At 75.8% G+C, this 22,775-nt stretch carries 23 protein-coding genes; 13 read left to right on the forward strand and 10 right to left on the reverse strand.

Features of this window, described 5'->3' with window-relative positions; genetic code table 11:
- Window positions 1-3: 3 nt before the first annotated feature.
- The 3 genes from M3673_RS15720 to M3673_RS15730 all read right to left on the reverse strand — a co-directional run bounded on the left by M3673_RS15720 (window position 4) and on the right by M3673_RS15730 (window position 3,700).
- Entirely contained in the window at window positions 4-1,311 is a 1,308-nt protein-coding gene (locus M3673_RS15720; RefSeq protein WP_251534788.1) for a hypothetical protein, read from the reverse strand.
- 187 nt (window positions 1,312-1,498) lie between these two features.
- Window positions 1,499-2,245 carry an IclR family transcriptional regulator gene (locus tag M3673_RS15725; RefSeq protein ID WP_193666394.1) on the reverse strand — a complete coding sequence of 249 codons (747 nt, stop codon included), beginning with the start codon at window positions 2,243-2,245 and terminating at the stop codon, window positions 1,499-1,501.
- 54 nt (window positions 2,246-2,299) lie between these two features.
- Window positions 2,300-3,700 carry an aromatic acid/H+ symport family MFS transporter gene (locus M3673_RS15730; RefSeq protein ID WP_251534790.1) on the reverse strand — a complete coding sequence of 467 codons (1,401 nt, stop codon included), beginning with the start codon at window positions 3,698-3,700 and terminating at the stop codon, window positions 2,300-2,302.
- 103 nt (window positions 3,701-3,803) lie between these two features.
- Here M3673_RS15730 and pcaH point away from each other — a divergent pair, with 103 nt between their 5' ends.
- The 5 genes from pcaH to M3673_RS15755 all read left to right on the forward strand — a co-directional run bounded on the left by pcaH (window position 3,804) and on the right by M3673_RS15755 (window position 8,642).
- Window positions 3,804-4,616: a protocatechuate 3,4-dioxygenase subunit beta gene (gene pcaH, locus M3673_RS15735; RefSeq protein ID WP_251534793.1), complete on the forward strand. Its 813-nt coding sequence runs from the start codon at window positions 3,804-3,806 to the stop codon at window positions 4,614-4,616.
- Window positions 4,616-5,206 carry a protocatechuate 3,4-dioxygenase subunit alpha gene (pcaG, locus tag M3673_RS15740; protein ID WP_251534795.1) on the forward strand — a complete coding sequence of 197 codons (591 nt, stop codon included), beginning with the start codon at window positions 4,616-4,618 and terminating at the stop codon, window positions 5,204-5,206. The genes pcaH and pcaG overlap by 1 nt, the downstream gene beginning before the upstream one ends.
- Window positions 5,207-5,210: 4 nt before the next feature.
- On the forward strand, window positions 5,211-6,419 hold the full coding sequence (locus M3673_RS15745) for a lyase family protein (RefSeq protein WP_251534797.1): 1,209 nt from the start codon (window positions 5,211-5,213) through the stop codon (window positions 6,417-6,419).
- On the forward strand, window positions 6,416-7,792 hold the full coding sequence (pcaC, locus tag M3673_RS15750) for a 4-carboxymuconolactone decarboxylase (protein ID WP_251534799.1): 1,377 nt from the start codon (window positions 6,416-6,418) through the stop codon (window positions 7,790-7,792). The genes M3673_RS15745 and pcaC overlap by 4 nt, the downstream gene beginning before the upstream one ends.
- Before the next feature lie 190 nt (window positions 7,793-7,982).
- Window positions 7,983-8,642, forward strand: a complete 660-nt coding sequence (locus tag M3673_RS15755; RefSeq protein WP_162242264.1) for an SCO family protein — start codon at window positions 7,983-7,985, stop codon at window positions 8,640-8,642.
- A gap of 135 nt (window positions 8,643-8,777) precedes the next feature.
- Here M3673_RS15755 and M3673_RS15760 read toward each other — a convergent pair whose 3' ends face one another.
- Genes M3673_RS15760 through M3673_RS15770 form a run of 3 tightly spaced genes read right to left on the reverse strand, consistent with a single transcriptional unit; the run spans window position 8,778 to window position 10,238 of the window.
- Window positions 8,778-9,038 (reverse strand): hypothetical protein, encoded by a 261-nt coding sequence (locus tag M3673_RS15760; protein WP_251534801.1) that lies wholly within the window; start codon window positions 9,036-9,038, stop codon window positions 8,778-8,780.
- Window positions 9,039-9,087: 49 nt separating this feature from the next.
- Window positions 9,088-9,678, reverse strand: coding sequence for a TlpA family protein disulfide reductase (locus tag M3673_RS15765; protein WP_251534803.1), 591 nt, complete (start codon window positions 9,676-9,678; stop codon window positions 9,088-9,090).
- Window positions 9,678-10,238: a TlpA family protein disulfide reductase gene (locus tag M3673_RS15770; RefSeq protein WP_056863083.1), complete on the reverse strand. Its 561-nt coding sequence runs from the start codon at window positions 10,236-10,238 to the stop codon at window positions 9,678-9,680. Before M3673_RS15770 ends, M3673_RS15765 begins: the two co-directional genes overlap by 1 nt.
- A gap of 262 nt (window positions 10,239-10,500) precedes the next feature.
- Between M3673_RS15770 and M3673_RS15775 the strand changes: the two genes are divergently transcribed.
- Window positions 10,501-11,310 carry an IclR family transcriptional regulator C-terminal domain-containing protein gene (locus tag M3673_RS15775; RefSeq protein ID WP_193666402.1) on the forward strand — a complete coding sequence of 270 codons (810 nt, stop codon included), beginning with the start codon at window positions 10,501-10,503 and terminating at the stop codon, window positions 11,308-11,310.
- A gap of 66 nt (window positions 11,311-11,376) precedes the next feature.
- On the opposite strand, the gene M3673_RS15780 is transcribed toward M3673_RS15775, so the two are convergent.
- Window positions 11,377-11,880 carry a VOC family protein gene (locus M3673_RS15780; RefSeq protein ID WP_056903146.1) on the reverse strand — a complete coding sequence of 168 codons (504 nt, stop codon included), beginning with the start codon at window positions 11,878-11,880 and terminating at the stop codon, window positions 11,377-11,379.
- A gap of 78 nt (window positions 11,881-11,958) precedes the next feature.
- Window positions 11,959-12,750 carry a pirin-like bicupin family protein gene (locus M3673_RS15785; protein WP_251534804.1) on the reverse strand — a complete coding sequence of 264 codons (792 nt, stop codon included), beginning with the start codon at window positions 12,748-12,750 and terminating at the stop codon, window positions 11,959-11,961.
- 91 nt (window positions 12,751-12,841) lie between these two features.
- Between M3673_RS15785 and M3673_RS15790 the strand changes: the two genes are divergently transcribed.
- The 6 genes from M3673_RS15790 to M3673_RS15815 all read left to right on the forward strand — a co-directional run bounded on the left by M3673_RS15790 (window position 12,842) and on the right by M3673_RS15815 (window position 20,584).
- Window positions 12,842-13,363, forward strand: a complete 522-nt coding sequence (locus tag M3673_RS15790) for a MarR family winged helix-turn-helix transcriptional regulator (RefSeq protein ID WP_251534806.1) — start codon at window positions 12,842-12,844, stop codon at window positions 13,361-13,363.
- 71 nt (window positions 13,364-13,434) lie between these two features.
- Window positions 13,435-14,685 (forward strand): thiolase family protein, encoded by a 1,251-nt coding sequence (locus M3673_RS15795; protein ID WP_251534808.1) that lies wholly within the window; start codon window positions 13,435-13,437, stop codon window positions 14,683-14,685.
- Entirely contained in the window at window positions 14,682-15,398 is a 717-nt protein-coding gene (locus tag M3673_RS15800) for a 3-oxoacid CoA-transferase subunit A (RefSeq protein WP_251534810.1), read from the forward strand. Before M3673_RS15795 ends, M3673_RS15800 begins: the two co-directional genes overlap by 4 nt.
- Entirely contained in the window at window positions 15,395-16,072 is a 678-nt protein-coding gene (locus tag M3673_RS15805; protein ID WP_251534812.1) for a 3-oxoacid CoA-transferase subunit B, read from the forward strand. Before M3673_RS15800 ends, M3673_RS15805 begins: the two co-directional genes overlap by 4 nt.
- A 94-nt stretch (window positions 16,073-16,166) precedes the next feature.
- Window positions 16,167-16,625, forward strand: a complete 459-nt coding sequence (locus tag M3673_RS15810; RefSeq protein WP_193666408.1) for an STAS domain-containing protein — start codon at window positions 16,167-16,169, stop codon at window positions 16,623-16,625.
- A 68-nt stretch (window positions 16,626-16,693) separates the two neighbouring features.
- On the forward strand, window positions 16,694-20,584 hold the full coding sequence (locus M3673_RS15815) for a SpoIIE family protein phosphatase (RefSeq protein WP_251534814.1): 3,891 nt from the start codon (window positions 16,694-16,696) through the stop codon (window positions 20,582-20,584).
- A gap of 42 nt (window positions 20,585-20,626) precedes the next feature.
- On the opposite strand, the gene M3673_RS15820 is transcribed toward M3673_RS15815, so the two are convergent.
- Window positions 20,627-20,974, reverse strand: coding sequence for a hypothetical protein (locus M3673_RS15820; RefSeq protein WP_193666410.1), 348 nt, complete (start codon window positions 20,972-20,974; stop codon window positions 20,627-20,629).
- Between the two features lie 109 nt (window positions 20,975-21,083).
- Between M3673_RS15820 and M3673_RS15825 the strand changes: the two genes are divergently transcribed.
- Window positions 21,084-21,311, forward strand: coding sequence for a hypothetical protein (locus M3673_RS15825; RefSeq protein WP_251534816.1), 228 nt, complete (start codon window positions 21,084-21,086; stop codon window positions 21,309-21,311).
- A 52-nt stretch (window positions 21,312-21,363) separates the two neighbouring features.
- On the opposite strand, the gene M3673_RS15830 is transcribed toward M3673_RS15825, so the two are convergent.
- Entirely contained in the window at window positions 21,364-22,563 is a 1,200-nt protein-coding gene (locus tag M3673_RS15830; RefSeq protein WP_251534818.1) for a 4-hydroxybenzoate 3-monooxygenase, read from the reverse strand.
- Window positions 22,564-22,775 lie beyond the last annotated feature (212 nt).

Here is a 22,775-nt window from a genome sequence, read left to right on the forward strand (position 1 = left end):
GGCTCAGGCCCTCGTGGCGCGGCGCCAGCTCGCGACGCCCGCGGCGCCGGCCAGGGCCAGCAGCCCGCCGAGGGCGAGGGTGCCGCCGGCGCCCAGGCCCCCGTCGGGTCCGGCGGTGGCGCCGGCCTCGGCCACGCCGGCCGGCACCGAGGTGGGCACGTCGGTGGGCTGGGGCGTCGGGGTCGGGTCGGGGGTCTGCGGCGGCGCACCGACGCGGCCGTTGGGGCCGCAGGTGCTGCGGCCGACCTGGGCGCCGAGCACCTCGACGCCGAAGTCGCTGCTCACCGGGAGCACGGCCAGGTCGAGCGCGGTGACCTCGATGGCGCCGTCACTGGGGCGGACCTGCTTGTTGAGGGTGAGGTCGAGGACGTTCTCCTCCAGCGGCGCGAGCTGCTCGCCGAGGGTCGCGAGCGCCTCGTCGACCACCGCGGCCTGGTCGATCGCGTCGCCCAGCGGGCCGAGGGCGCCGTCGAGGGCGGTGGTGAGCTGCTCCTGCAGCGCCTGCTCCAGCAGCGCCGCGACCTCGCCGAGGTCGGTGACGACCTTGGTGTTGGGGGCGGGGCTGACCGGCAGCGAGACCAGGTCGACGCGCTGCCCCATCACGCGGGCGTAGGCGCTGACGTCGGTGAGGTCGGCGGTGCCGTCGGCGGTGCCGGGCGCGGCGGTGCAGCGGCTCTGGACGGCGCCGGCGTCGAGGAAGACCCCGAGGTCGGCGGCGTCGAGCACCTGACCGACGGCGTCCTGCAGCGCGGGGAAGGCCTGGTCGAGCACGGGGGCGAGGGCGTCCTGGAGTTGCAGGTCGAGGCCCTGCAGGAGGTCCGACTGCACCAGCTGGACGCCGGTGAGGTCGAGCGACGCGGCGTCGAGGGTGAGGTTCTGCCCCGGGGTCAGGCAGCTGCTGTCGCCGGCGGCGGCGACCGTGGCGCCGTCGCCCGCGAGCCCGGCGCAGGCCGCCGAGCGGCCGTCGCGGCCCACGATGCGGGTGGTGGCGTCCTGGGCGAGGGTGCCGGCGCCCACGAAGTCCTGGCCGGCCAGGGCCGTGATCGCCGGGGAGCTCGTGCCGGTGGCGCGCTCGCGGCGGCCGTCGTTGGTCACGGAGTAGGACCCCGAGTCGGTGGGGGTGCTGGCCACCGTGACCTCGAGTGCCGTCGCGCTGGCCTGGGCGACCGGTCCGGCCGCCATCGCCGGGCTGGCGGCCAGCGTGGCGACCGCCGCGGCGGCCGTCGTCGCGGCCACCCGGGTGGCGGTGCGGGCGGTGGTGCGGGCGCGACCGGTCCGGCCGGGCGTACGACGTGCTGCGGGTGCTGACATGTCCGAGAAACCCCTCCCAAGGCGTGCGGCCACGCGCGTGACCACGCTCACTCAACGGGACCGACCGGTGATGGTTACGCCGCCCGGGCGGGTCTCACCCCTGTGGTCGCCGCGGGGCGGGACGTCATGCGAGCGGTGGGTGCGCCTCCACGGGCGCGTGACGTCCCGGCGGCCGACCCGCCTGCGCTCAGCCCAGCGACCGGCCGATGCCGCGGGCGGCGACCTCGAGGGCGGCCACGAGACGGGCCCGGTCGCGGCGCAGCGACGGCACGACGATGCCGACGGCGGCCACGACCTCGTCCCCGCGGCGCACGGGCACGCCGACCGAGCACGCGCCGAGGCTCATCTCCTCCGAGGTGGTGGCGTAGCCCTCGGCGACGACCCGGTCGAGCTGGCGGCGCAGGGTGCCGGGGGCGACCACGGTGTAGGGCGTCACCCGGGTCAGCCGCGCGAGCGCCTGGGCCTGCACGTCGGCGGGCGCGTGGGCCAGCAGCACCTTGCCGACCCCGGTGGCGTGCAGCGGCAGCCGTGACCCGACGGTGCTGACCACCGGCACGGAGGCGTGTCCGCGCAGGCGGTCGAGGTAGAGCACCTCCAGGCCGTCGCGCACCGCGAGGTGCAGGGTCGAGCGGGTGGCGGCGTGCAGGTCCTGCAGGAAGGGCGAGGCGATCTCGACCAGCCCGGCCTGGTGCGGGGCGAGCAGGCCGAGGTCCCAGAGGCGACGGCCGACGACGTACTCCCCGCTCTCGACGCGGGCCAGTGCCCCCCACCCGACCAGCTCGGCCACCAGGCGGTGGGCCGTGGGCACGGGCAGGCCGGCGCGCTGCGCCAGCGTGGTCAGCGAGAGCCGACGGTGGTCGTCGTCGAAGGCCTCCAGCAGCGCCAGCACCTTGCTGGCCACGCTGGCCCCGGGGGCGGAGGAGTTGCCGGCCATGGTCGCGATCCTGCCACCGGGCGCCGGTCGGTGGACCCCGGCCGGCGCCACTCCTCAGGCCGCGGTCGCCGAGGCCCGCACGTGGGCGGGCACGGTGGCCAGGGCGACGACGGCGAGCACGGCCGCGACGGCGAAGGCGTAGAAGCCCCACGGGTAGGCCACGCCGGCGGTGACCAGCGCGCCGCCGAGCGAGGGCCCGACGATGGCGCCGACGCGACCGACCCCGGCCGACATGCCCAGGGCGGTGCCGCGCACCTGCGGCGGGTAGAGGTGGCCGACGAAGGCGTAGACCAGCACCTGGGCGCTGAAGACGAAGACGCCCGCCAGCAGCACGCCGACGTAGACCAGCAGCGAGCTCTCGATGCGGATGCTCAGCAGCGCGAGGAAGACCGCCGCGAGCCCGAACCACACCAGCACGGTGCGCTTGTTGCCGCGTGCGTCGGCGATCTGCCCGGCGACCAGCAGCCCGATCACGGCGCCCACGTTGAGCACCAGGATGAGACCGGTGCCGGCCTGGATGGAGTAGCCGGCCTCGCCCATGATCTTGGGCAGCCACGTGTTGAGCCCGTAGACCAGCAGCAGACCCATGAACGAGGCCACCCACAGCCCCAGGCTGATGCGCAGGTAGACCCCGCGCACCACGTCGGAGGTGCGCGCCGCGCGCGCCACGGGCGCGCCGGGGGTGACGGAGCCGTGGCGGTCGGCGTCGCCGGTGCCGCGGGTGGTGGCGCCGGTGGTGCTGCTCGAGGTGGGTCCCGCGGTCGCGCGCTCGTCGCGGGCACGGAGGTAGGCCTCCGACTCGGGCAGGCGGGCCCACATGACCGGGAGCGTGAGCAGGCCGGCGACGCCGCCGACGACGAACATCGCCTCCCAGCCGTAGGCGTCGACCAGCCACAGCCCCAGCAGGGCGGTGAGCACGGCGCCGACGTGGTAGCCGGTCATCATGCGGGTCACGGCACTGCCGCCGCGGCCGGGCCGCGCGTGCTCGGACATGAAGGCCAGGGCGGTCGGCAGGCAGGCGCCGAGACCCAGACCGGCCAGGAAGCGCAGCACGGTGAACTCGGTGACGGTGCGGGCCAGCGGGAGCACCAGCGTGAGCACGGAGAAGACCGCGATGCTCGTGAGGAGGGCGCGGCGGCGCCCGAAGCGGTCGGTGAGCGGGCCGACCGCGACCGCGCCGATGCCGACCCCGACCAGGCCGAGGGTGGAGGCCCAGGTGAGCGAGGCGTCGGTGAACCCCAGGGCCCCGGTCGCGGACAGCACCGGGATGACGACCCCGAGCACCACGAGGTCGAAGCCGTCGAAGGCGACCGCGACCCAGCAGAGGGCCACCGGCCACCACGCGGCGGGGCTCGCCGACCCGGCGGGGCCGGAGGGGGCGCCGGCGGCCCCGGGGGAGGTGGTCCCGGAGGCGGTGCCGGGCCGCGCGGGGGTGGGGGAGGGGGAGGAGGACATGGCCTCACCGTGACAGCGCTCACATCGCGCCGACCACCGGCCGCTTCCGGTCAGCGGAAAGGCGGCGGCAGTGGTGTGACCGGCGTCGCCCTACGGTGCGGGGGTGAGCACACCCATCACCCCGGAGCCAGCCCCCGAGCCCGTCCCCGAGCCCGGGAGCCAGGCCGAGGTCAGCGCCGAGATCGCCGCGCTCGACGGCACCCCCGGGCGCCAGCCGCGCCTGGACTACCCGCCCTACCGGTCCTCCGCCCTGCGCCACCCCACCCAAGCGCTGCACCCGGTCGACCCCGAGGGGCTCGAGCTGTGGGCCCCGGTCTTCGGGCGGCGCGACGTCGACCCGCTCGAGGCCGACCTCACCGTCGGCGGGCGCGGCGAGCCGATCGGCGAGCGGATGGTCGTCACCGGCCGCGTGGTCGACGGCGAGGGTCGCCCCGTGCGCCACCAGCTCGTCGAGGTCTGGCAGGCCAACGCCGGGGGGCGCTACGCGCACCAGCGCGACCAGCACCCCGCACCCCTCGACCCCCACTTCACCGGGGTCGGTCGCTGCCTCACCGACGCCGAGGGCACCTACCGCTTCACCACCATCAAGCCCGGGCCCTACCCGTGGCGCAACCACCGCAACGCCTGGCGACCCGCCCACATCCACTTCTCGCTCTTCGGCACCGACTTCACCCAGCGCCTGGTCACGCAGATGTACTTCCCCGGCGACCCGCTCTTCGCCCTCGACCCGATCTACCAGGCCGTCACCGACCCCGCCGACCGCGCCCGGCTCGTCGCGACCTACGACCACGACCTCACCCAGCCCGAGTGGGCCACCGGCTACCGCTGGGACATCGTGCTCACCGGCTCCCACCGCACCCCGCGCGAGGACGACGTCGAGCCCGACCACGCCGAGCACCGAGCAGGAGACGCCTGATGAGCACCCCCGCCGCTCCCACGCCCGCTCCCACGCCCGCCCCCACGCCCGCTCCCACCCCCGGGCAGACCGTGGGGCCCTTCTTCCACGACGCCCTGCCCTTCCCCCGCGACCGCGAGCTCGTGCCGCCCGGCTCGCCCGGCTCGGTGGTGCTCCGCGGCCGCGTGCTCGACGGCGCCGGAGAGCCCGTGCCCGACGCGCTGGTCGAGCTGTGGCAGACCGCCCCCGACGGCACGGTCGTGCAGCAGCCCGGCTCGCTGCGCCGCGACGGCGTCACCTTCACCGGCTGGGGCCGCTGCGCCACCGACGGCGAGGGGCGCTGGTCCTTCGTGACGCTGCGCCCGGGCACGCCGTACGTCGCCCTGACGCTGCTCGCCCGCGGCCTGCTCGACCGGCTCCAGACCCGCGCCTACCTCCCCGACGCGCCCGACGACGACCTCCTGCTCGCGCTCGGTCCGCGCGCCGCGACCCTGCGCTGCACCGACGACGGCGACGGGCTGTTGATCGACCTGCGGCTGCAGGGCGAGCACGAGACCGTCTTCCTCGACCACTCCGCGCGGGCGGCCCCCGGCGTCGGTGGGACACACTGACGCCGTGGCCGACCTCTTCTGGCCCGGCGACCACCGGGCCCGCGACGTCCTCTCCGACGAGGCCTTCCTGGCCGCGATGCTCGACGTCGAGCAGGCCTGGCTCGCCGCGCTCGTCGCCGCCGACGTGGCGCCGGTGCGCGCCCGCGCCGACCTCGGCGGCCTCGTCGGCCCCGGCGACCTCCCCGGCCTCGCCGAGCGGGCCGAGGCCGGCGGCAACCCGGTGCTCCCGCTGCTGGCGCTGCTGCGCTCCCGCCTCGGCGCCGAGACCGACGCCGCGCACTGGCTGCACCGCGGCCTGACCAGCCAGGACGTCGTCGACACCGCGCTGGTGCTGCTGGCCCGCGCCGCCCTCGACGACGTGGCCGCCCACCTCGGCGCGCAGGTCACGACCCTGGTCGCGCTGGTGGAGGAGCACCGCACCACCGCGATGACCGCCCGCACGCTGACCCAGCACGCCGTGCCCACGACCTTCGGCCTCGTCGCCGCCGGCTGGCTCGGCGGCGTGCTCGACGCCCACGACGAGGTCGCCGCCCTCGGCGGGCGGACGCTGCCCGCGCAGCTCGGCGGCGCCGCCGGCACCCTCGCCGCCCTCGGCGAGCTGCTCCCGCCCGGCCACGACCCCCTCGCGCTCACCACCGAGGTCGCCGCGGCCCTCGGCCTCGCGCCGGCCGTGCCGTGGCACGGCGTGCGCAGCCCGCTGACCCGCGTCGGCGACGCCGCCGTGCGCTGCACCGACGCCTGGGGCCACGTCGCGCGCGACGTGCTCACCCTGGCCCGCCCCGAGATCGCCGAGCTCTCCGAGGGCGCCGGGGGCGGGTCCTCGACCATGCCCCACAAGGCCAACCCCGTGCTGGCCGTGCTCGTGCGGCGCGCCGCGCTCACCACCCCCCAGCTCGCGGCCACCCTCCACCTCGCCGCCGCCGACCAGGTCGACCAGCGCTCCGACGGCGCCTGGCACGCCGAGTGGGCCACCCTGCGCGACCTGCTGCGCCGCACCTGCACCGCCGCCTCCCAGACCGCCGACCTGCTCGCCGGCCTCCGGGTGCACCCCGCGCGGATGGCGGCCACGCTGGGGGCCGCGGGCTCCGACGTACGCGCGGAGCAGCGGAGCATGGCCGCCCTCACCGGGCGCGACCCCCGACCGACCTACCTCGGCGCCACCGACGCCCTCGTCGACGCCGTCCTCCACCGAGCCCGTGAGGTGACCCCGTGACCCCCGACCCGCCCCCCGACCCGACCCCCGACCCGACTCCCGACCCGCGTCCTGCCCCGGCCGCGGCGGGCGTCTCGCCCGGCGACCCGCCGGTCGTGCCCGCGGTCACCGGGGTGCGCCTCAGCGGGGCCGCCCACCGCGCCGACCTCCCCCTGCTCGTGCTCGGACCCTCGCTCGGGACCTCGGCGGCCACGCTGTGGACCCGTTGCGCGGCCGCCGGCCTCACCGAGGTCTTCGACGTCCTGGCCTGGGACCTGCCCGGCCACGGCCACAACACCGCCGTGCCCGCGCGTGCCTTCGACCTGGCCGGGCTGGCCGCCGGCGTGCTCGTGCTGGTCGACGAGGTGATGACCCAGCGCGGTGACCCGCCCGGCTCGTCCTTCGCCTACGCCGGCGACTCCGTCGGCGGCGCCGTCGGCCTCCAGCTGCTCCTCGACGCCCCCGACCGCGTCGACGCCGCCGTGCTGCTGTGCACCGGCGCGCGCATCGGCACCGCCGCCTCCTGGACCGAGCGGATGGCCACGGTCACCGACTCGGGCACGCCCGCGCTGGTGAGCGGGTCGGCGCAGCGGTGGTTCGGGCCCGGGTTCCTCGATCGCGAGCCCGAGGCCGGCTCCGCACTGCTGCACGCGCTCTCGGCGGCTCGCGACGAGGGCTACGTCGCCGTCTGCGGCGCCCTGGCGGCCTTCGACGTGCGCGACCGCCTCGGCGAGATCACCGCCCCCGTCCTCGCCGTCGCCGGCAGCCACGACGTCGCCACCCCGCCGGAGTCGCTGCGTGCGATCGCCGACGGCGTCGTCCGCGGCTCCTACGTCGAGATGCCCGACGTCGCCCACCTCGCCCCCGCCGAGGCCCCCGAGGTCGTGGCCCGGCTGGTGCGGGCGCACCTGCTCGGCGGGTCGCTCGACGAGGCGCTCGCCGGCCCCGGAGCCGTCGGCGGCGCGGGTGGTGGCGTGGGTGGCGCGGGTGGTGCGGCGCCCGCGGCGTACGACGGTGACGACCCGCGCGTCGCCGCCGGCCTCGTCACCCGCCGCGAGGTGCTCGGCGACGTCCACGTCGACCGCGCCCGGGCCGCCACGACCGACTTCACCCGCGACTTCCAGGACTTCATCACCGCCTACGCCTGGGACGGCGTCTGGAACCGCCCCGGCCTCGACCGCCGCAGCCGCTCCCTGGTCACCCTCACCGCCCTCGTCGCCCGCGGCCACCACGAGGAGCTCGCGATGCACGTGCGCGCCGCCCGCACCAACGGCGTCACCGTCGAGGAGATCCGCGAGGTCCTGCTCCAGACCGCCATCTACTGCGGCGTCCCCGACGCCAACGCCGCCTTCCGCGTCGCCCAGCAGGTGCTGGCCGACCTCGGGGAGGCCTGAGCGGCGGCTTGGCGGGTTTCACCAGCCGGCTGGCGAAACCCGCACCTGTCGGCCGGTGCGTGGGCCGACAGGTGCGGGTCCGGGCCGACAGGTGTGGCTGACGTGGCGGCTGTGGCCCAGCCGACACCGGTCGCGACCGGCCGCCACCGGCCCGGCGGGGCCTGCGGGAGGCCCTCGTACCATCGATCCCGTGCGCATCCGATCCGCCCGACCGACCAGTCCGAGCCCGCGACGGCGGCGTACGGCGGGGGCGCTGGCCGCCCTCACCGTGACCGCGCTGGTCGCCTCGGGCTGCTCGCAGGAGCAGCAGGTCGACTTCACCGGCCGCGTGGTCGACCCGCCCTTCGAGGTCGCCGACACCACCCTCGAGACGACCGACGGTCAGCCGTTCACGCTGGCCACCGACGCCGACAAGCCGCTGACGCTGCTCTTCTTCGGCTACACCTCCTGCCCCGACATCTGCCCGCAGGTGCTCAACTCCCTGGCCTCGGGGCTGCTCAAGCTCGACGAGGAGCAGCGCAGCGAGGTCGACGTGGTCTTCGTCAGCACCGACCCGAAGAAGGACACCCCGGCGGTCATCGACGACTACCTCGGCAACTTCGACCCCTCCTTCACCGGCCTCACCGGAGACCTCGATGCCGTCAACCAGCTCGGGGAGTCGGTCGGCGTCTACGTCGACGACGGCGAGGCCCTGCCCGGCGGCGGCTACGACCCTAACGCCCACGGCACCTACGTCATCGCCGTCGACCAGGACGGCGAGGCCCCGGCGATCTGGGGCCGCGAGACCTCGCCCAGCCAGTTCGCCGACGACATCGGCTTCCTGCTCACCGGCGAGGTCCGCCAGGGCTGACCCGGCCCGTACGCCGCACCGCGCCGGCCGCCCGCCCGCGCCCGCCCGCGCACGACCGCCCGCGCCCGACCGAGGCGGTCCGACCGTCCGAGGCGGCCTGCCCGGCCCCGACGTCCGGCGCCGCCTGGATGAGCCTCAGCCCGGCGAGGACGGGCTCGCGGCCGGTCGGCGCCGCCGCGGGGAGTGACGCCGCAGCAGCAGCCCGGTGACGACGGTGAGGCCCACGACGGCCGACAGGATGCCCGCACTGCCGAGCGGACCGTAGGCAGCGGCGAGCAGCGCGGCGATCCAGGCCACGCTGGCGAGGGTGGCTCCGGCCACGACTCCGGCCAGGGCGAGCACGGCCGGCGAGGTCCGTGTCCTCGCCGCTCGGGGGCGGGTGCGGGGCGTGGCCATGGCGGCCAGGCTAGCGGCGCTCCACGCAGGATGGTCGCGTCTCAGTGCCTCAGCGCCCGGGCACGTGGTCGAGTCCCTCGAGCACCTCGGCGCGCGAGTGGAACGGCCCGACGTGGACGGCCACCACCTCGCCGTCCGCGACCATCGCCGAGGCGGGCAGCCAGACCAGCGACGCCCGGCCGTCGAGGGAGCGCAGGAAGGACAGGTCGGCGTCCTGCCAGCTGTCGAAGGCGACACCGAGGTCGGCGATCAGGTCCTCGCCGTCGTCGGCGGAGACGTCGCGCGAGAGCCCCACGACCTGCAGGTCGCCGGCGGCGTCGACCCGGTCGAGCAGCGGCATCTCCTCGCGGCAGGGGCCGCAGCTGCTGGCCCAGACGTTGACCAGGGTGGGCTCGTCGAGGTCGGGGGCCGTCGCCGGTGCCGCGCCCAGGGGCGCCTCGGTCGGCAGCGTCACCGCGATCGGGTCGACGGCGATCCAGCCCGACTGCGGGAGGTCGGCGGGGCGGGTGTCGGGGGAGGTGTCGACGTAGGTGGTGGAGCAGCCGGCGAGCAGGAGCGCGGCGCCGACCGTGACGAGCGCGGCGAGGGCGGCGGGCCGGGGCCGCCGGCCGGTCCTGACGGCACGGGCGGGGCGCGGCATCAGCGCGCGGGCACGTAGTCGAGGCCGTCGAGCACCTCGGCGCGGTCGCGGAACTCGCCGAGGTGCACGGCCACGACCTCGCCGTCGACCACCATGGCGGAGGCGGGCACGCTGTTGAGCGGCATCCGGCCGTCGAGGGCCACGGCGAACTCCGCGTCGGCGTCGAGCCAGCTGTCGAAGGTGACGTCGAGGTCGTCGATCATGGTCTGGCCCTGGGCGGCGGTGACGTCGCGGGAGAGGCCGAGCACCTGGAGGTCGCCGGAGCGCGACACCTCGTCGAGCAGCGGCATCTCGGCCTGGCAGGGCTCGCACCAGCTGGCCCAGACGTTGACCAGGGTGGGCTCGGTGAGGTCGGCGCTGGTGGCGTCGGTGCCGCCGAGGGGCTGGTCGGTGGGCAGCTCGGCTGCGATCGGGTCGACGCGGGTCCAGCCGGCCGCGACCGGGGCGTCCTCGTCGGCGCCGTCGGGGGTGGAGTCGACGTAGGTGGTCGAGCAGCCGGCGAGGGTCCAGACCGCGGCGGCGGTGAGGGCGGCGAGGGGGCGGAGCAGGCGGCGCGGCACGCCTCCACGGTACCGGGCCGCGCGCGCCCGGCCCCGCCCGCGCGCCCGGCTCAGGTGGGCGCGGGCCCCGTCGAGCGGCGTACGACGAGCGGGGTGGGCAGTCTGACCTCGCGAGGCCCGTTCCGGGGCCGGGGAAGTGCAGGCGCCGGCGTGCTGGGGGGAGGGGCACGACCGTGCCCCTCCCCCTAGCACGCGAGCAGGTCGCCCCGGGCCGGGTACGGTGCGGTCCGCGACGCTGCCGTCCCGCCCTATGCTCGCCGCCATGAGCGAGCCCGTCCCCGACCCCGCTGTCGCCGCGCCGGCGGGTCGGCGGCGCGGTCCGGGCGAGGACTTCGTGCAGTCCCTGGCGCGGGGGCTGGACGTGATCACGGCCTTCGACGCCGACCACGGCTCGATGACGCTCAGCCAGGTGGCGGCCCGCACCGGGCTGAGCCGGGCCACCGTGCGACGGCTGCTGCTGACCCTGGTCGAGCTCGGCTACGTGCGCCTCACCGGCACCAGCTTCGCCCTCACCCCGCAGGTGCTGCGTCTCGGCACGGCCTACCTGTCGGGCATGGGGCTGCCCCAGGTCGCCCAGCCGCACCTCGAGCGGCTCTCGGCGCGGGTGGGGGAGTCGACGTCGGCGGCCGTGCTCGACGGCGCGGAGATCGTCTACGTCGCGCGGGTCGCGACCCGGCGGCTGATGACGGTGGGGATCACCGTCGGCACCCGCTTCCCGGCCCACGCGACGTCGATGGGGCGGGTGCTGCTGGCGGCCCTGCCCGACGAGGCGGTCGCGGCCCACCTCGGCGCTGCGGCCCTCACCCCGCTCACGCCGCACACCGTGACCGAGGCGAGCGTCCTGCGGGACCGGGTCGAGGAGGCCCGCCGGCAGGGCTGGGCGCTGGTGGACCAGGAGCTCGAGCTCGGCCTGCGCTCCCTCGCCGTGCCGCTGCGCGACGCGCACGGTGCTGTGGTGGCGGCCCTCAACATCTCCACCTCGGCCACCGGCCCCGACCCGCTGACCCACCTCGAGGCCCTGCGGGAGACCGCCGCGGCCGCGGCGGCCGACCTCGCCCTCACGGCGGGCTGAGCGGCCGGCTGAGGCGCTTGCGCAGCGGCGTTGAGGCGGGCTCGTAGCCGGCCGGGCGCCGGTGGGTCAGAGGACGTGCTCGCCGTACATCTCGCCGAGCGGGTCGGCGATGAGCTCGATGCGCGCGCCGTCGGGGTCGCGGAAGTAGATCGAGACCCCGGAGTGGACCTCGTGCTCCACGCCGGCCTCGGTGAGCCGGGCCCGGAGCGCCTCCCAGCGCTCGGGCTCCACCGAGATGGCCAGGTGGTGCAGGCCGCCGAGCACCTCGGCGTAGGGGCCGACGTCGAGACCGGGGAAGTCGAAGAACGCCAGCAGGTTGGAGTTGCCGATGTCGAAGAAGAAGTGCGAGGAGCCGGCGTAGTCGCGGTTCTCGATCAGCTCGGTCAGCGGGAAGCCGAGGACGTCCTGGTAGAAGCGGACGGTGCGCTCGACGTCGCTGCTGATCAGGGCCGTGTGGTGCAGACCCCGTGCGGTGGAGGCGGGTCGCTCGGCGGCCGGACGCAGGTGGGTGTCGCGGATCCGGGTGCGCTCGGCCTCGATGGCGACGAGGTCGCGGTCCTGCTCGCTCACGGGGGGCTCCTTCTCTCGGTGCGGTGCTGGTGGTGGTGCGGGGGAGGTGCGGGGAGGGCGGGAACGGCCCGGACGGGGTCAGGCTGCGATCGTGGCGTGCATCTCCCACACCAGGATCTCGGCCGCCTCGGTGGCGGTCACCTTCTGGCCGCCCGTGGCGGTGAAGCGCACGGCGTCGCCGGTCGCGAGCGGGCCGGCGCCCTCGAGCACCACCTCGCCGCGCGGCACGAAGAGGTGCAGGAAGGGCGCGTCGGGCAGCTCGACGCTCTGGCCGGGCTGGAGCCGGGCGGCGTGCAGGGCGGCGTAGCGGTTGCGGATGCGGATGGCCGAGGCGCCGTCGTGCTGCTTCATCCCGGAGGCGACCGGCACCAGGCTGCCGCTCATCAGCTCGGCGTCGATCTCGAGCTGCTCGTAGCCGGGCACGACGCCCGACTCGTCCGGCACGACCCACATCTGCACGAAGTGCACCGGGTCGGTGTGGGCCTGCCCCTCGAGACGCCAGGAGTCGTTCTTCTCCGAGTGCAGGATGCCCCGCCCGGCGCTCATGCGCTGGGCCAGGCCGGGGTAGATGATGCCAGAGTGACCGGTCGAGTCCTGGTGCACCAGCGAGCCCTGCATCACCCAGGTGACGATCTCCATGTCGCGGTGCGGGTGGGTGTCGAAGCCCGTGCCCGCGTCGACCACGTCGTCGTTGTTGACCAGCAGCAGCCCGTGGTGGGTGTTGGCCGGGTCGTGGTGGTGGCCGAAGGAGAACGAGTGCTTGGAGTCGAGCCAGCCGAAGCTGCTCGCGAAGCGGTCGGAGGAGCGCCGGACGTCGAGGCCCGCGTCGAGCCGGACGGCGCTGCTGCGGGGGGTGCTGCGGTCGCTCATGGGGGGTCCTTCCGGGGACGATGGGTAGATGATACGTCAACTACCAGAGGAGAACCTAGGTGATATGTCAACTATTCCGTAGGGTGTCCCCATGACCCCCTCTGCCGCCGGCGCCGACGCCGCCGCCGTTGATGCCGCCGACGCCGCCGATGCCGACGCTCCGTGGCTCGACGACCGCGAGCAGGCGGTCTGGCGCCAGTGGATCCAGGTGTCGGGCCGCCTGCCCGCCGCGCTGCACCGCGACCTCCAGCGGAGCAGCGACCTCTCCCTGCCCGACTTCGACGTGCTGGTGCGGCTGACCGAGAGCGACGAGGGTCGCATGCGCGTCTCGGCGCTGGCCACCTCGCTGCAGTGGGAGCGCAGCAGGCTCTCGCACCACGTCGGCCGGATGGGGCGCCGCGGGCTGGTCGAGCGCGAGGACTGCGTCGACGACGCGCGCGGCGCGTTCATCGCGGTCACCGAGGCCGGTCGCGCCGCCATCGAGCGCGCCGCCCCCGACCACGTGCGCACGGTGCGCTCGCTCGTCTTCGACGCCCTGAGCGAGGACGAGGTCGCTGCCTTCGGCGCGGTCATGACCCGGATCCTCTCGTGCCTGGACGCCGTGGAGGGGTAGTCTGTTCGCAGAGCGAATGAATGTTCGGCATGCGAACACGTCGGACGTCGCGCTCGGAACAGGAGCCCGCCATGCCGTCCTCGCCCGCCCCGGCCTCCGGGGCCGCCACCTCCCACCTCTACGCCGCGGCCCGCACGCCCTTCGGTCGCTTCGGTGGCGCGCTGGCCCAGGTGCGCCCCGACGACCTGGCCGCGACCGCGCTGCGCGGCGTGCTCGACCGGCTGCCCGACCTCGACCCCGCGCACATCGACGACGTGCTGTGGGGCAACGCCAACGGCGCCGGTGAGGACAACCGCAACGTCGGGCGGATGGCCGTCCTGCTCGCGGGCCTGCCCGTCTCCGTGCCGGCCACCACCGTCAACCGCCTCTGCGGCTCCAGCCTCGACGCCGCGATGCAGGGCTCGCGCACCGTGGAGACCGGCGACGCCGACGTCGTGGTCGTCGGCGGCGTGGAGTCGATGACCCGGGCGCCCTGGGTGCTGCCCAAGCCCTCGCGCGCCTTCCCCGCCGGCAACGTCACCGCCGTCTCGACCACCCTGGGCTGGCGCCTGGTCAACGAGCGGATGCCCGCCGAGTGGACCGTCTCGCTCGGGGAGAGCAACGAGATGCTCGCCGAGGAGCGCGGCATCGACCGGGCCCGTCAGGACGCCTGGGCCGCCCGCTCGCACGTGCTGGCCGACGAGGCGTGGGCCGCGGGGCGCTACGACGACCTCGTCGTGGCGGTGCCCGGCGTCGACCTGGCCCGCGACGAGGGCATCCGCCCGGGCTCGACCGCGGAGTCGCTGGCGGGCCTCACGCCATCCTTCCGCAGCGTCGAGGCGGGCGGCACGATCACCGCCGGCAACGCCTCGCCGCTCAACGACGGCGCCTCGGCCCTCGTGCTCGGCTCGGCGTCGGCCGCCGACCTGTTCGGCGCCGAGCCCCTCGCGCGGGTCGCGGGCCGCGGGGTCCACGCGCTCGAGCCGCAGCGCTTCGGCTACGCCCCGGTCGAGGCCGCGCAGAAGGCCCTCGACCGCGCGGGCGTCGCCTGGGCCGACGTCGGGGCCGTGGAGCTCAACGAGGCCTTCGCCGTGCAGTCGATCGCCTGCGTCGACGCCTGGCTCGCGCGCGGCCTGCGCGACGCCGAGGTGGTCAACGCCTGGGGCGGCGCGATCGCGATCGGCCATCCCCTCGGCGCCAGCGGTGCGCGCATCCTCGGCACGCTCGCGCACCGCCTGCGCGCCAGCGGCGAGCGCTGGGGCGTCGCGGCGATCTGCATCGGCGTCGGGCAGGGCCTGGCCGTGGTGCTGGAGAACGAGCACGCCGGGACGGGCCGGGCGTGAGCGCGACGACCTTCCACGAGACCCACGACGAGGCCGTCGCCGGGGTCGAGGACGGGTCGACGGTGCTCATCGGCGGCTTCGGCATGGCCGGCATGCCCGTCGACCTCGTCGACGCCCTCATCCGGCAGGGCGCCTCCGACCTGGTCGTGGTGTCCAACAACGCGGGCAACGGCGACACCGGCCTGGCCGCGCTGCTGGCCGCCGGACGGGTGCGCAGGATGGTCTGCTCCTTCCCCCGCCAGTCCGACTCGTGGGTCTTCGACGGGCTCTACCGCTCCGGGCGCATCGAGCTCGAGGTCGTGCCCCAGGGCACCCTGGCCGAGCGGATGCGGGCCGCCGGCGCCGGCATCGGGGCCTTCTTCTGCCCCACCGCCGTCGGCACGCCCCTGGCCGAGGGCAGGGAGACCCGCGAGATCGAGGGCCGCACCTACGTGCTCGAGCACCCGATCAGGGGCGACTACGCGCTGATCGGCGCCCACGTGGCCGACGCGATGGGCAACCTGGTCTACCGCAAGACCGCGCGCAACTTCGGCCCGGTCATGGCCACCGCGGCCCGCACCACCATCGCCCAGGTCTCCCGCGTGGTGCCCGTCGGCGGGCTCGACCCCGAGCACGTCGTCACCCCCGGCATCTACGTCGACCGCGTCGTCGCCGCCCCCGGGTCGGGCCCCGGCGTCGCGGCCGGCGACCTCCAGCAGCAGGAGCAGGCATGACCCTCGAGCACACCGACCGCGGCCCGCTGGGCAGGGCGGAGATGGCGGCCGTCGTGGCCCGCGACATCCCGCCCGGCTCCTACGTCAACCTCGGCATCGGCCAGCCCACCCTGGTCGCCGACCACCTGCCGGAGGGCTCCGGCGTGGTGCTCCACACCGAGAACGGCATGCTCCACATGGGCCCGGCCGCCACCGGCGGACCCCACGACCCGATCGACCCCGACCTCACCAACGCCGGCAAGGTCCCCGTCACCGAGCTGCCCGGCGCCTCCTACTTCCACCACGCCGACTCCTTCGCCATGATGCGCGGCGGCCACCTCGACGTGTGCGTCCTCGGCGCCTTCCAGGTCGCCGCCGGCGGCGACCTGGCCAACTGGCACACCGGGGCGCCCGACGCCATCCCCGCGGTCGGCGGGGCCATGGACCTCGCGATCGGCGCCAAGCAGGTGCTGGTGATGATGAGCCTCTTCGCGAAGGACGGCTCGCCCAAGCTGGTCGAGGCCTGCACCTACCCCCTCACCGGTGCCGGCTGCGTCGACCGGGTCTACACCGACCTCGCGACCTTCCGCGTCGGCACCGGCCCCGACGGGCGCGGGGTCGAGGTGCTCGAGACCTGGGGCACGACGTACGACGAGCTGGCCGCGCGGCTCGACGTACCGCTGGTCCGGGCCTGACCGGCCCGGACCGGGCCCTCGCGTCGGGCACCCGAAAGGGTGGACTTCGCCGGGAGGGGGTCCGATCGGCGGCGCGGTCTGGGACCATCGGCCAATGCCCATCTCCGGGGACGTGCCCCAGCGCGCGTCTGCGACCGCCTCCACGCCCGTCGACGGCACCCTCGGTCTCAGCGAGTCCAGCCACCCGCCGGCCACCGTGCTCGCCGTGGTCGGCGAGGTCGACGTCCGCACCGTCGGCTCCCTGCGCACCCGACTCACCGACCTCCTCGTCGAGGGCAGCCCGCGCCTCGTGGTCGACCTCAGCGGCGTCACCTTCATGGACTCCTCGGGCCTCGGTGCGCTGGTCAGCGCCCAGAAGCGGGCCCGGGTCTTCCGGGGCACGCTCGTGCTCGTCGTGGTCAACGACGCGATCCTGCGGGTGCTGCGGCTGACCGCGCTCGACCGGGTCTTCACCGTGCACGCGACCCTCGAGGAGGCCCTGGCCTCCGCCCGCGAGGACGCACGCGAGCCGGTCGCGCCCGAGAGGGTCGCGGAGCCGGAGCCGCGGGGGTGACCCCAGAGGGGTCCGGGGCGACGCCGCCCGCCCGAGTGGCTGCGGCGGCCCTGCCGCCGGCCTGGTCGATGCGTGACGTGCTCGCTGCCGGGGGACAGGTCGGCCGCGACCTGCTCGACGTCGACTGGGCGACCACGTCGGTGGGAGAGCCCGACGCCTGGCCGCTCAGCCTGCGCAACGCGGTGAGGATCCTGCTCACCTCGCGCTTCTCGATGTGGATGGCCTGGGGCGCCGACCTCACCTTCTTCTGCAACGACGCCTACCGCCGCGACACCCTCGGGGAGAAGTACCCCTGGGCGCTGGGTCGCCCCGCCGCGCAGGTGTGGTCGGAGATCTGGGCCGACATCGAGTCACGCATCGACCACGTGATGACCGAGGGCGAGGCCACCTGGGACGAGGCCCTCCAGCTCTTCCTGCAGCGCAGCGGCTACGTCGAGGAGAGCTACCACACGTTCTCCTACAGCCCGCTGGCCGACGACGACGGAGTCATCGCCGGCATGCTCTGCGTGGTCGCCGAGGTCACCGAGCAGGTGGTCGCGGAGCGCCGGATGACCACCCTGCGCGACCTGGGCGTCCGCTCGGGCGCCGCCCGCACCGTGGCGGCCGCCGTGGCCGAGGCCTGCGCCCACCTCGAGAGGGGCGCCGCGTCGCTGCCCTTCGTGGCGGTCTACCTCTTCGACGGCGACGGCCGCACCGCGGTGCGCGCCGGCACCGCCGGCATCTCCACCGACCACGCCGCCGCGCCGCCGGCGCTGCTGGTCGACGACGACGCCTCCCCCTGGCCCGCCGCCGCGGCCTGGCGCGGGGAGACCTCGGTGGTCGACCTCGACCCCGCGGTCGACCCCACCTGGGCCGACCTGCCCACCGGCGCCTGGGCCGAGCCGCCGCTGCGCGCCCTGGTGGTGCCCGTGACCGCGCAGGGCGCGAGCGGCCACCCCTACGGCCTGCTGGTCGTCGGGCTCAACCGCTACCGCCCCCTCGACGAGGGCTACGCCGGCTTCGTGGAGCTCGTGGCCGCCCACCTGTCCTCCGCGATCAGCGACGCACGGACGATCGAGGCCGAGAAGGAGCGCGCGGAGGGCCTCGCGCGCCTCGACCAGGCCAAGACCGACTTCCTCACCAACGTCAGCCACGAGCTGCGCACGCCGCTGACCCTGCTGCTCGGCCCGGCCGAGGACGCCCTGGCCGACACCGAGACACCGCTCGGGCCCCCGCACCGCGACCGTCTCGAGGTCGTGGCCCGCAACGGCCAGCGGATGCTGCAGCTGGTCAACACCCTCCTCGACTTCTCCCGGCTCGAGGCCGGGCACACCACCGGACGCTTCGAGCGCGTCGACCTGGTGCGCGAGACCACCGAGCTGGTGGGGATGTTCGCGTCCGTCACGGCCCGGGCGGGCCTCGCGCTGCGCGTGAGCGGCGAGGTGTCGTCGCCGACCTACGTGGACCGCGAGCACTGGGCCACGATCGTGCTCAACCTGCTCAGCAACGCCGTCAAGTTCACCTTCGACGGTGCGGTGACCGTGACCCTGGTCGAGGCCGACGGCCGGGTCGAGCTGCGGGTCGCCGACACCGGCGAGGGCATCGCCGCCCAGGAGCTCAAGCGGCTCTTCGACCGCTTCCACCGGGTGCGCGGCGCGCGCTCGCGCTCCCACGAGGGGTCGGGGGTCGGGCTCGCGCTCGTCGCCGAGCTGGCCGCGCTCCACGGCGGCAGCGTGGCGGTGGCCTCGGAGGTCGGCGTCGGCACCACCTTCACCGTCACCCTGCCGACGGGCTCGGGCCACCTCCCGCTCGACCAGGTCGCCCACGAGCCCTCCGGTGGCGACCACGCCGTGGCCGGCACCCAGGCCCGCGGCAAGGTCGCCGAGACCATGCGGTGGCTGGCCGAACCGGCCGCGGCCGTCCCGGGTCAGGGCGACGGAACGCCCTCCGACACCGACCCCCGGGACGCCCGGGACCCCGGGGCCGGCGGCGTCGAGGCTCAGGACGGCGTCGCGCGGGTGCTCGTGGTCGACGACAACGCCGACATGCGCGGCTACGTCGGCGACCTGCTGCGCGGCGCGGCGTACGACGTGAGCGTGGCCGTCGACGGTGTCGACGCCCTCGAGCAGATGACCCGCGAGCGGCCCGACCTCGTGCTGACCGACGTGATGATGCCCCGCCTCGACGGCTTCGGGCTGCTGCGCGCGATGCAGGCCGAGCCGCTGCTCGCCACGGTGCCGGTGGTGATGCTCTCGGCGCGCGGCGGCGAGGAGGCGACGCTGGAGGGCCTCGAGGCCGGTGCCGACGACTACCTGGTCAAGCCCTTCTCCGCGCGCGAGCTGCTCGCGCGGGTGCGGGTCAACCTCGAGCTCGACCGCGCCGAGCGGGTGCGCGACGCGCTGCTGCGCAGCGAGGAGCTGCTCGACCAGGCACAGGGCCTGGCGCGGATCGGCAGCTGGGAGATCGACCTCGAGCGCGACACGATCATGGCCTCGCGCACCTTCCTCGAGCTCATGGAGCACACCCAGGAGGACTTTGACCGGCTCGGCACGGCCGCGGTGATCGGCACCCTGGTGCACCCCGACGACCTCGCGCGGGTCACCGCCGAGCTGGCCGGGGCCGTGCCCGGTCACCTCATCGAGTACGAGACCAGGATCGTGCTCCCCTCCGGCGGCGAGCGGCTCTTCCTGCTGCGGGGACGCGCCGAGGAGCCCGGCGAGGGCACCCGCGTGCTGCGGGGCTCCTTCCAGGACATCACCGAGCAGCGCGCCACCCAGCGACGCCTCGTGGCCGCCGAGGCCGAGACCCGGGCCGCCGCCCGCGAGCGCCTCATCGCCGACGAGCTCCAGCGCAGCCTGCTGCCCGACGACACCTTCGCCGTCGAGGCCCTCGACCTCGCCGCCTTCTACCGCTCCGGCACCGAGGGCACCCACGTCGGCGGCGACTGGTACGACGTCGTCGACCTCGGCGCCGGCCGCACCGCCCTGGTCGTCGGCGACGTGATGGGCCGCGGGGTGCGCGCGGCCGCGGTCATGGGCCAGCTGCGCGCGGCGGTGCGGGCCTTCGCCCGGATGGGCCTGGCCCCCGCCGACGTGCTCGAGCAGCTCGACGGCCTCGTGCAGGACCTCGCCGGCGAGCAGATCGTCACCTGCGTCTACTCCGTCTTCGACGCCTCCGACCAGACCCTCTCGTGGGCCAACGCCGGGCACCTCCCGGTCGTGCTGGCCCACCCCGACGGGAGGTCGCTGCTGCTCGAGGCCAGCGGCCCGCCCCTCGGGGCCGGCTTCTTCGGCGCCGAGACCCGCGTCGAGCAGGCCCACGCCGGCAGCACCCTCGTGCTCTACACCGACGGCCTGGTCGAGCGCCGCGACGGCGACCTCGACGCGACCATCGGCCACCTCGCCGAGCACGTGGTCGGGCACGTGGTCGAGCGGGTGGCCGCCGGTGGACCGCAGGCCGGGTCGGCGCCGGCCGGGGCTGCCCCGGGCGGCCCGACCGAGCTCGCCGACGGCCTGGCCGCGCGCTTCGCCGGCGACGCCGCCGACGACGACATCGCGGTCGTGGTGGCGCGGGTCGTCGGCTCGCCGTACGTCGACGTGCTCCAGCAGCGCTTCGCCCACCGCGACGTCGCCCCGGCCCAGGCCCGTCACGCCGTCGCCGAGCGGCTGCGGGCGTGGGGTGTGCCCGCCGAGCGGGTCGACGACCTCGTCCTGGCCACCAGCGAGCTGGTCACCAACGCGCTGGTCCACGCCCGACCGCCCATCGACCTGCGGCTGCAGCGCACGGAGCACGAGCTGCTGCTCGAGGTCTCCGACCACACCGTGCTCCGCCCGCGGCGCCGGCGCCCCGACGACGCCGACGAGCACGGTCGCGGGCTCAACATCGTCGAGGCCGTCTCCGACGACTGGGGCACCCGGATCACCCCGGTCGGCAAGGCCGTGTGGTGCTCGGTGCGCTGGGCGGGCCCGGAGGAGCCCTAGGGGCGCTCGGCCGGTCGCTCGGCCGGTCGCTCAGTCGGTCGCTCAGTCGGGGTGGACCTGCACCACGATCCGCCCGGGCTCGTCGGCGCGGTCGCCCCACACGGTGATCCTGACCGCGCCGGGCTCGACGCCGGCCGACTCGAAGCCGCGGTTGTAGACGTCGCGCACCGAGAGCTGCCCCTCGGTGGCGAGGGTGAAGGTGCCGAGGTCGACCGTGGCGTCGCCCGGCGCGGCGCCGGCGAAGTCGACCACCAGCGGGCTGCTCACCACCACCGCGACGCAATCGTCGGAGGCCGCGCACGAGAGCCCCTCGAAGGTGGTGGGGGGCGTGAACTGCTCGCTGCCCACCACCAGGACCACGGAGCTCGGGACGTCGATCGGCTCGCTCATGCCGCCCATCGTGCCCGGCCCCGCCGACAGCCCGGGCCCGCCCCGTCGTACGTCGGCCGCGCCCGGTGAGCACGCGTCCCGACCCGGGCGCCCGCGCTAGGTTCGGTGCATGAGCCACGGCGAGGACGAGCAGGCCGACCGCCCCGACGACGCGACCGCGCCCGGAGCCGGGCACGACCCCGACCGGGTCGAGACCCGCGCCGAGCTGCTCCCCGAGGAGCAGGAGGCCGGCAGCGACGACCCCGAGGCGCAGGCCGCGGCGATCCTCGCCGACTCCGACGAGCGCACCGAGGCCCCCGAGGAGACCCGGCACGACGCCACCTCGACCCCCGACTGAGTCCGAGCGTCACCGCCGGTCGGCGTCCGGTCGGCGTCCGGTCGGTCGCGGGTCAGCCCGTCGGCCAGCCGGTGTAGCACTCGGCGAGGTGGGTCGAGGCGGCGCGGGAGGAGGCGAGGGTCTCGAGCTCGGCGAGCTGGCGGCGCTCGTCGAAGGCGCTGGCGCCGGGCAGGCGGTGCAGCAGGGTGGTCATCCAGTAGGAGAAGTGCTGGGTGCGCCAGACCCGCTCGAGGGCGCGGGCGGAGTAGGCGTCGAGGGCGTCGGCGTCGTGGCCCAGGAGGGTCCGCTCGAGGGCCTCGGCGAGCACGCGGACGTCGGCCAGTGCCAGGTTGAGCCCCTTGGCCCCGGTCGGTGGCACGGTGTGGGCGGCGTCGCCGGCGAGCACGAGGGCGCCCCAGCGCATCGGCTCCTGCACGAAGCTGCGGAAGGGCAGCACCGTCCGCTCGAGGATGGGCCCCTCGGCCAGCGCGAGGCCGTCGTCGCCGGCGACCCCCGCCTGCAGGGTCGACCAGATGCGGTCGTCGGACCAGTCCTCGACGCGGTCGGCGGGGTCGCACTGCACGTACATCCGCTGCACCTCGTCGGTGCGCGAGCTCACCAGCACGAAGCCCTCGGGTCCACGGGCGTAGACGAGCTCGTCGAGGGTGCGCGGCGCCTGCGCGAGGATGCCGAACCACGCGAAGGGGTACTCGCGGAACGAGCGTCGCCGCGAGGCCTCCGGCACCAGGTCGCGGCAGGTGCCGCGCGAGCCATCGCTGCCCACGACCACCTCGCAGCGCACCTCGCGCCGCCGCCCCTCGGCGTCGGTGAAGGCGACGACCGGCCGGTCGGCGGGGTCGCGCGTGACGCCGCTGACCTCCACGTCGGTGACGCCCCAGCACACGTCGCCGCCGTCGCGCTCGCGGGCGTCGGCGAGGTCGAGGAAGACGTCGGTCTGGGGGTAGAGCCACGTCGAGGCACCGACCAGGTCGGCGAAGTCGACGCGGTGGCTGGCGCCCCCGAAGCGCAGGTCGATGCCCCGGTGCTCGTGGCCGTCGCGCAGCACCCGGTCGAGCCCCGCGTCGACGAGCATCCGCACGCTGTCGCGCTCGAGGATGCCCGCGCGGTGGGTGCGCTCGATGACCGCGCGCTCACGCACCTCCACCACGACGGAGTCGATGCCGGCCAGCGCCAGCAGGTGCGACAGCATCAGGCCGGCGGGTCCGCCGCCGACGATGCCGACGCGGGTGGTCTCGGGGGTGACGGCGTTCACACCGCGACCGTACGGCGCCCTCGGCCCGGCTCCCGTCGCCGGCTTCCGGTGGGCGGAAGCCGCCACCGCCCGGGCCGCGGCGGGCGGCGCACGTTGGCCGCCGTACCCGCAGTCGACCCGCCGTCGCCCCGCCCGCCCCACCCGTCACACCGGTCGGCCCGGACCCGCACCTGTCGGCCGACGCGTGGGCCGACCGGCGCGGGTTTCACCAG

Source organism: Nocardioides sp. P86, from assembly GCF_023712465.1.
Lineage (GTDB): Bacteria > Actinomycetota > Actinomycetes > Propionibacteriales > Nocardioidaceae > Nocardioides > Nocardioides kribbensis.

Excerpts from the sequence above, each read along its gene's own strand:
- pcaG (WP_251534795.1), top strand. The coding sequence starts at position 4,616 with ATGAGCACCCCCGCCGCTCCCACGCCCGCTCCCACGCCCGCCCCCACG.
- M3673_RS15760 (WP_251534801.1), bottom strand. The coding sequence starts at position 9,038 with ATGGCCACGCCCCGCACCCGCCCCCGAGCGGCGAGGACACGGACCTCG.
- M3673_RS15825 (WP_251534816.1), top strand. The coding sequence starts at position 21,084 with ATGAGCCACGGCGAGGACGAGCAGGCCGACCGCCCCGACGACGCGACC.
- M3673_RS15785 (WP_251534804.1), bottom strand. The coding sequence starts at position 12,750 with ATGAGCGACCGCAGCACCCCCCGCAGCAGCGCCGTCCGGCTCGACGCG.
- M3673_RS15805 (WP_251534812.1), top strand. The coding sequence starts at position 15,395 with ATGACCCTCGAGCACACCGACCGCGGCCCGCTGGGCAGGGCGGAGATG.
- M3673_RS15795 (WP_251534808.1), top strand. The coding sequence starts at position 13,435 with ATGCCGTCCTCGCCCGCCCCGGCCTCCGGGGCCGCCACCTCCCACCTC.
- M3673_RS15765 (WP_251534803.1), bottom strand. The coding sequence starts at position 9,678 with ATGCCGCGCCCCGCCCGTGCCGTCAGGACCGGCCGGCGGCCCCGGCCC.
- M3673_RS15725 (WP_193666394.1), bottom strand. The coding sequence starts at position 2,245 with ATGGCCGGCAACTCCTCCGCCCCCGGGGCCAGCGTGGCCAGCAAGGTG.
- M3673_RS15820 (WP_193666410.1), bottom strand. The coding sequence starts at position 20,974 with ATGAGCGAGCCGATCGACGTCCCGAGCTCCGTGGTCCTGGTGGTGGGC.
- M3673_RS15730 (WP_251534790.1), bottom strand. The coding sequence starts at position 3,700 with ATGTCCTCCTCCCCCTCCCCCACCCCCGCGCGGCCCGGCACCGCCTCC.
- M3673_RS15810 (WP_193666408.1), top strand. The coding sequence starts at position 16,167 with ATGCCCATCTCCGGGGACGTGCCCCAGCGCGCGTCTGCGACCGCCTCC.
- M3673_RS15790 (WP_251534806.1), top strand. The coding sequence starts at position 12,842 with ATGACCCCCTCTGCCGCCGGCGCCGACGCCGCCGCCGTTGATGCCGCC.
- M3673_RS15775 (WP_193666402.1), top strand. The coding sequence starts at position 10,501 with ATGAGCGAGCCCGTCCCCGACCCCGCTGTCGCCGCGCCGGCGGGTCGG.
- M3673_RS15720 (WP_251534788.1), bottom strand. The coding sequence starts at position 1,311 with ATGTCAGCACCCGCAGCACGTCGTACGCCCGGCCGGACCGGTCGCGCC.
- M3673_RS15815 (WP_251534814.1), top strand. The coding sequence starts at position 16,694 with ATGCGTGACGTGCTCGCTGCCGGGGGACAGGTCGGCCGCGACCTGCTC.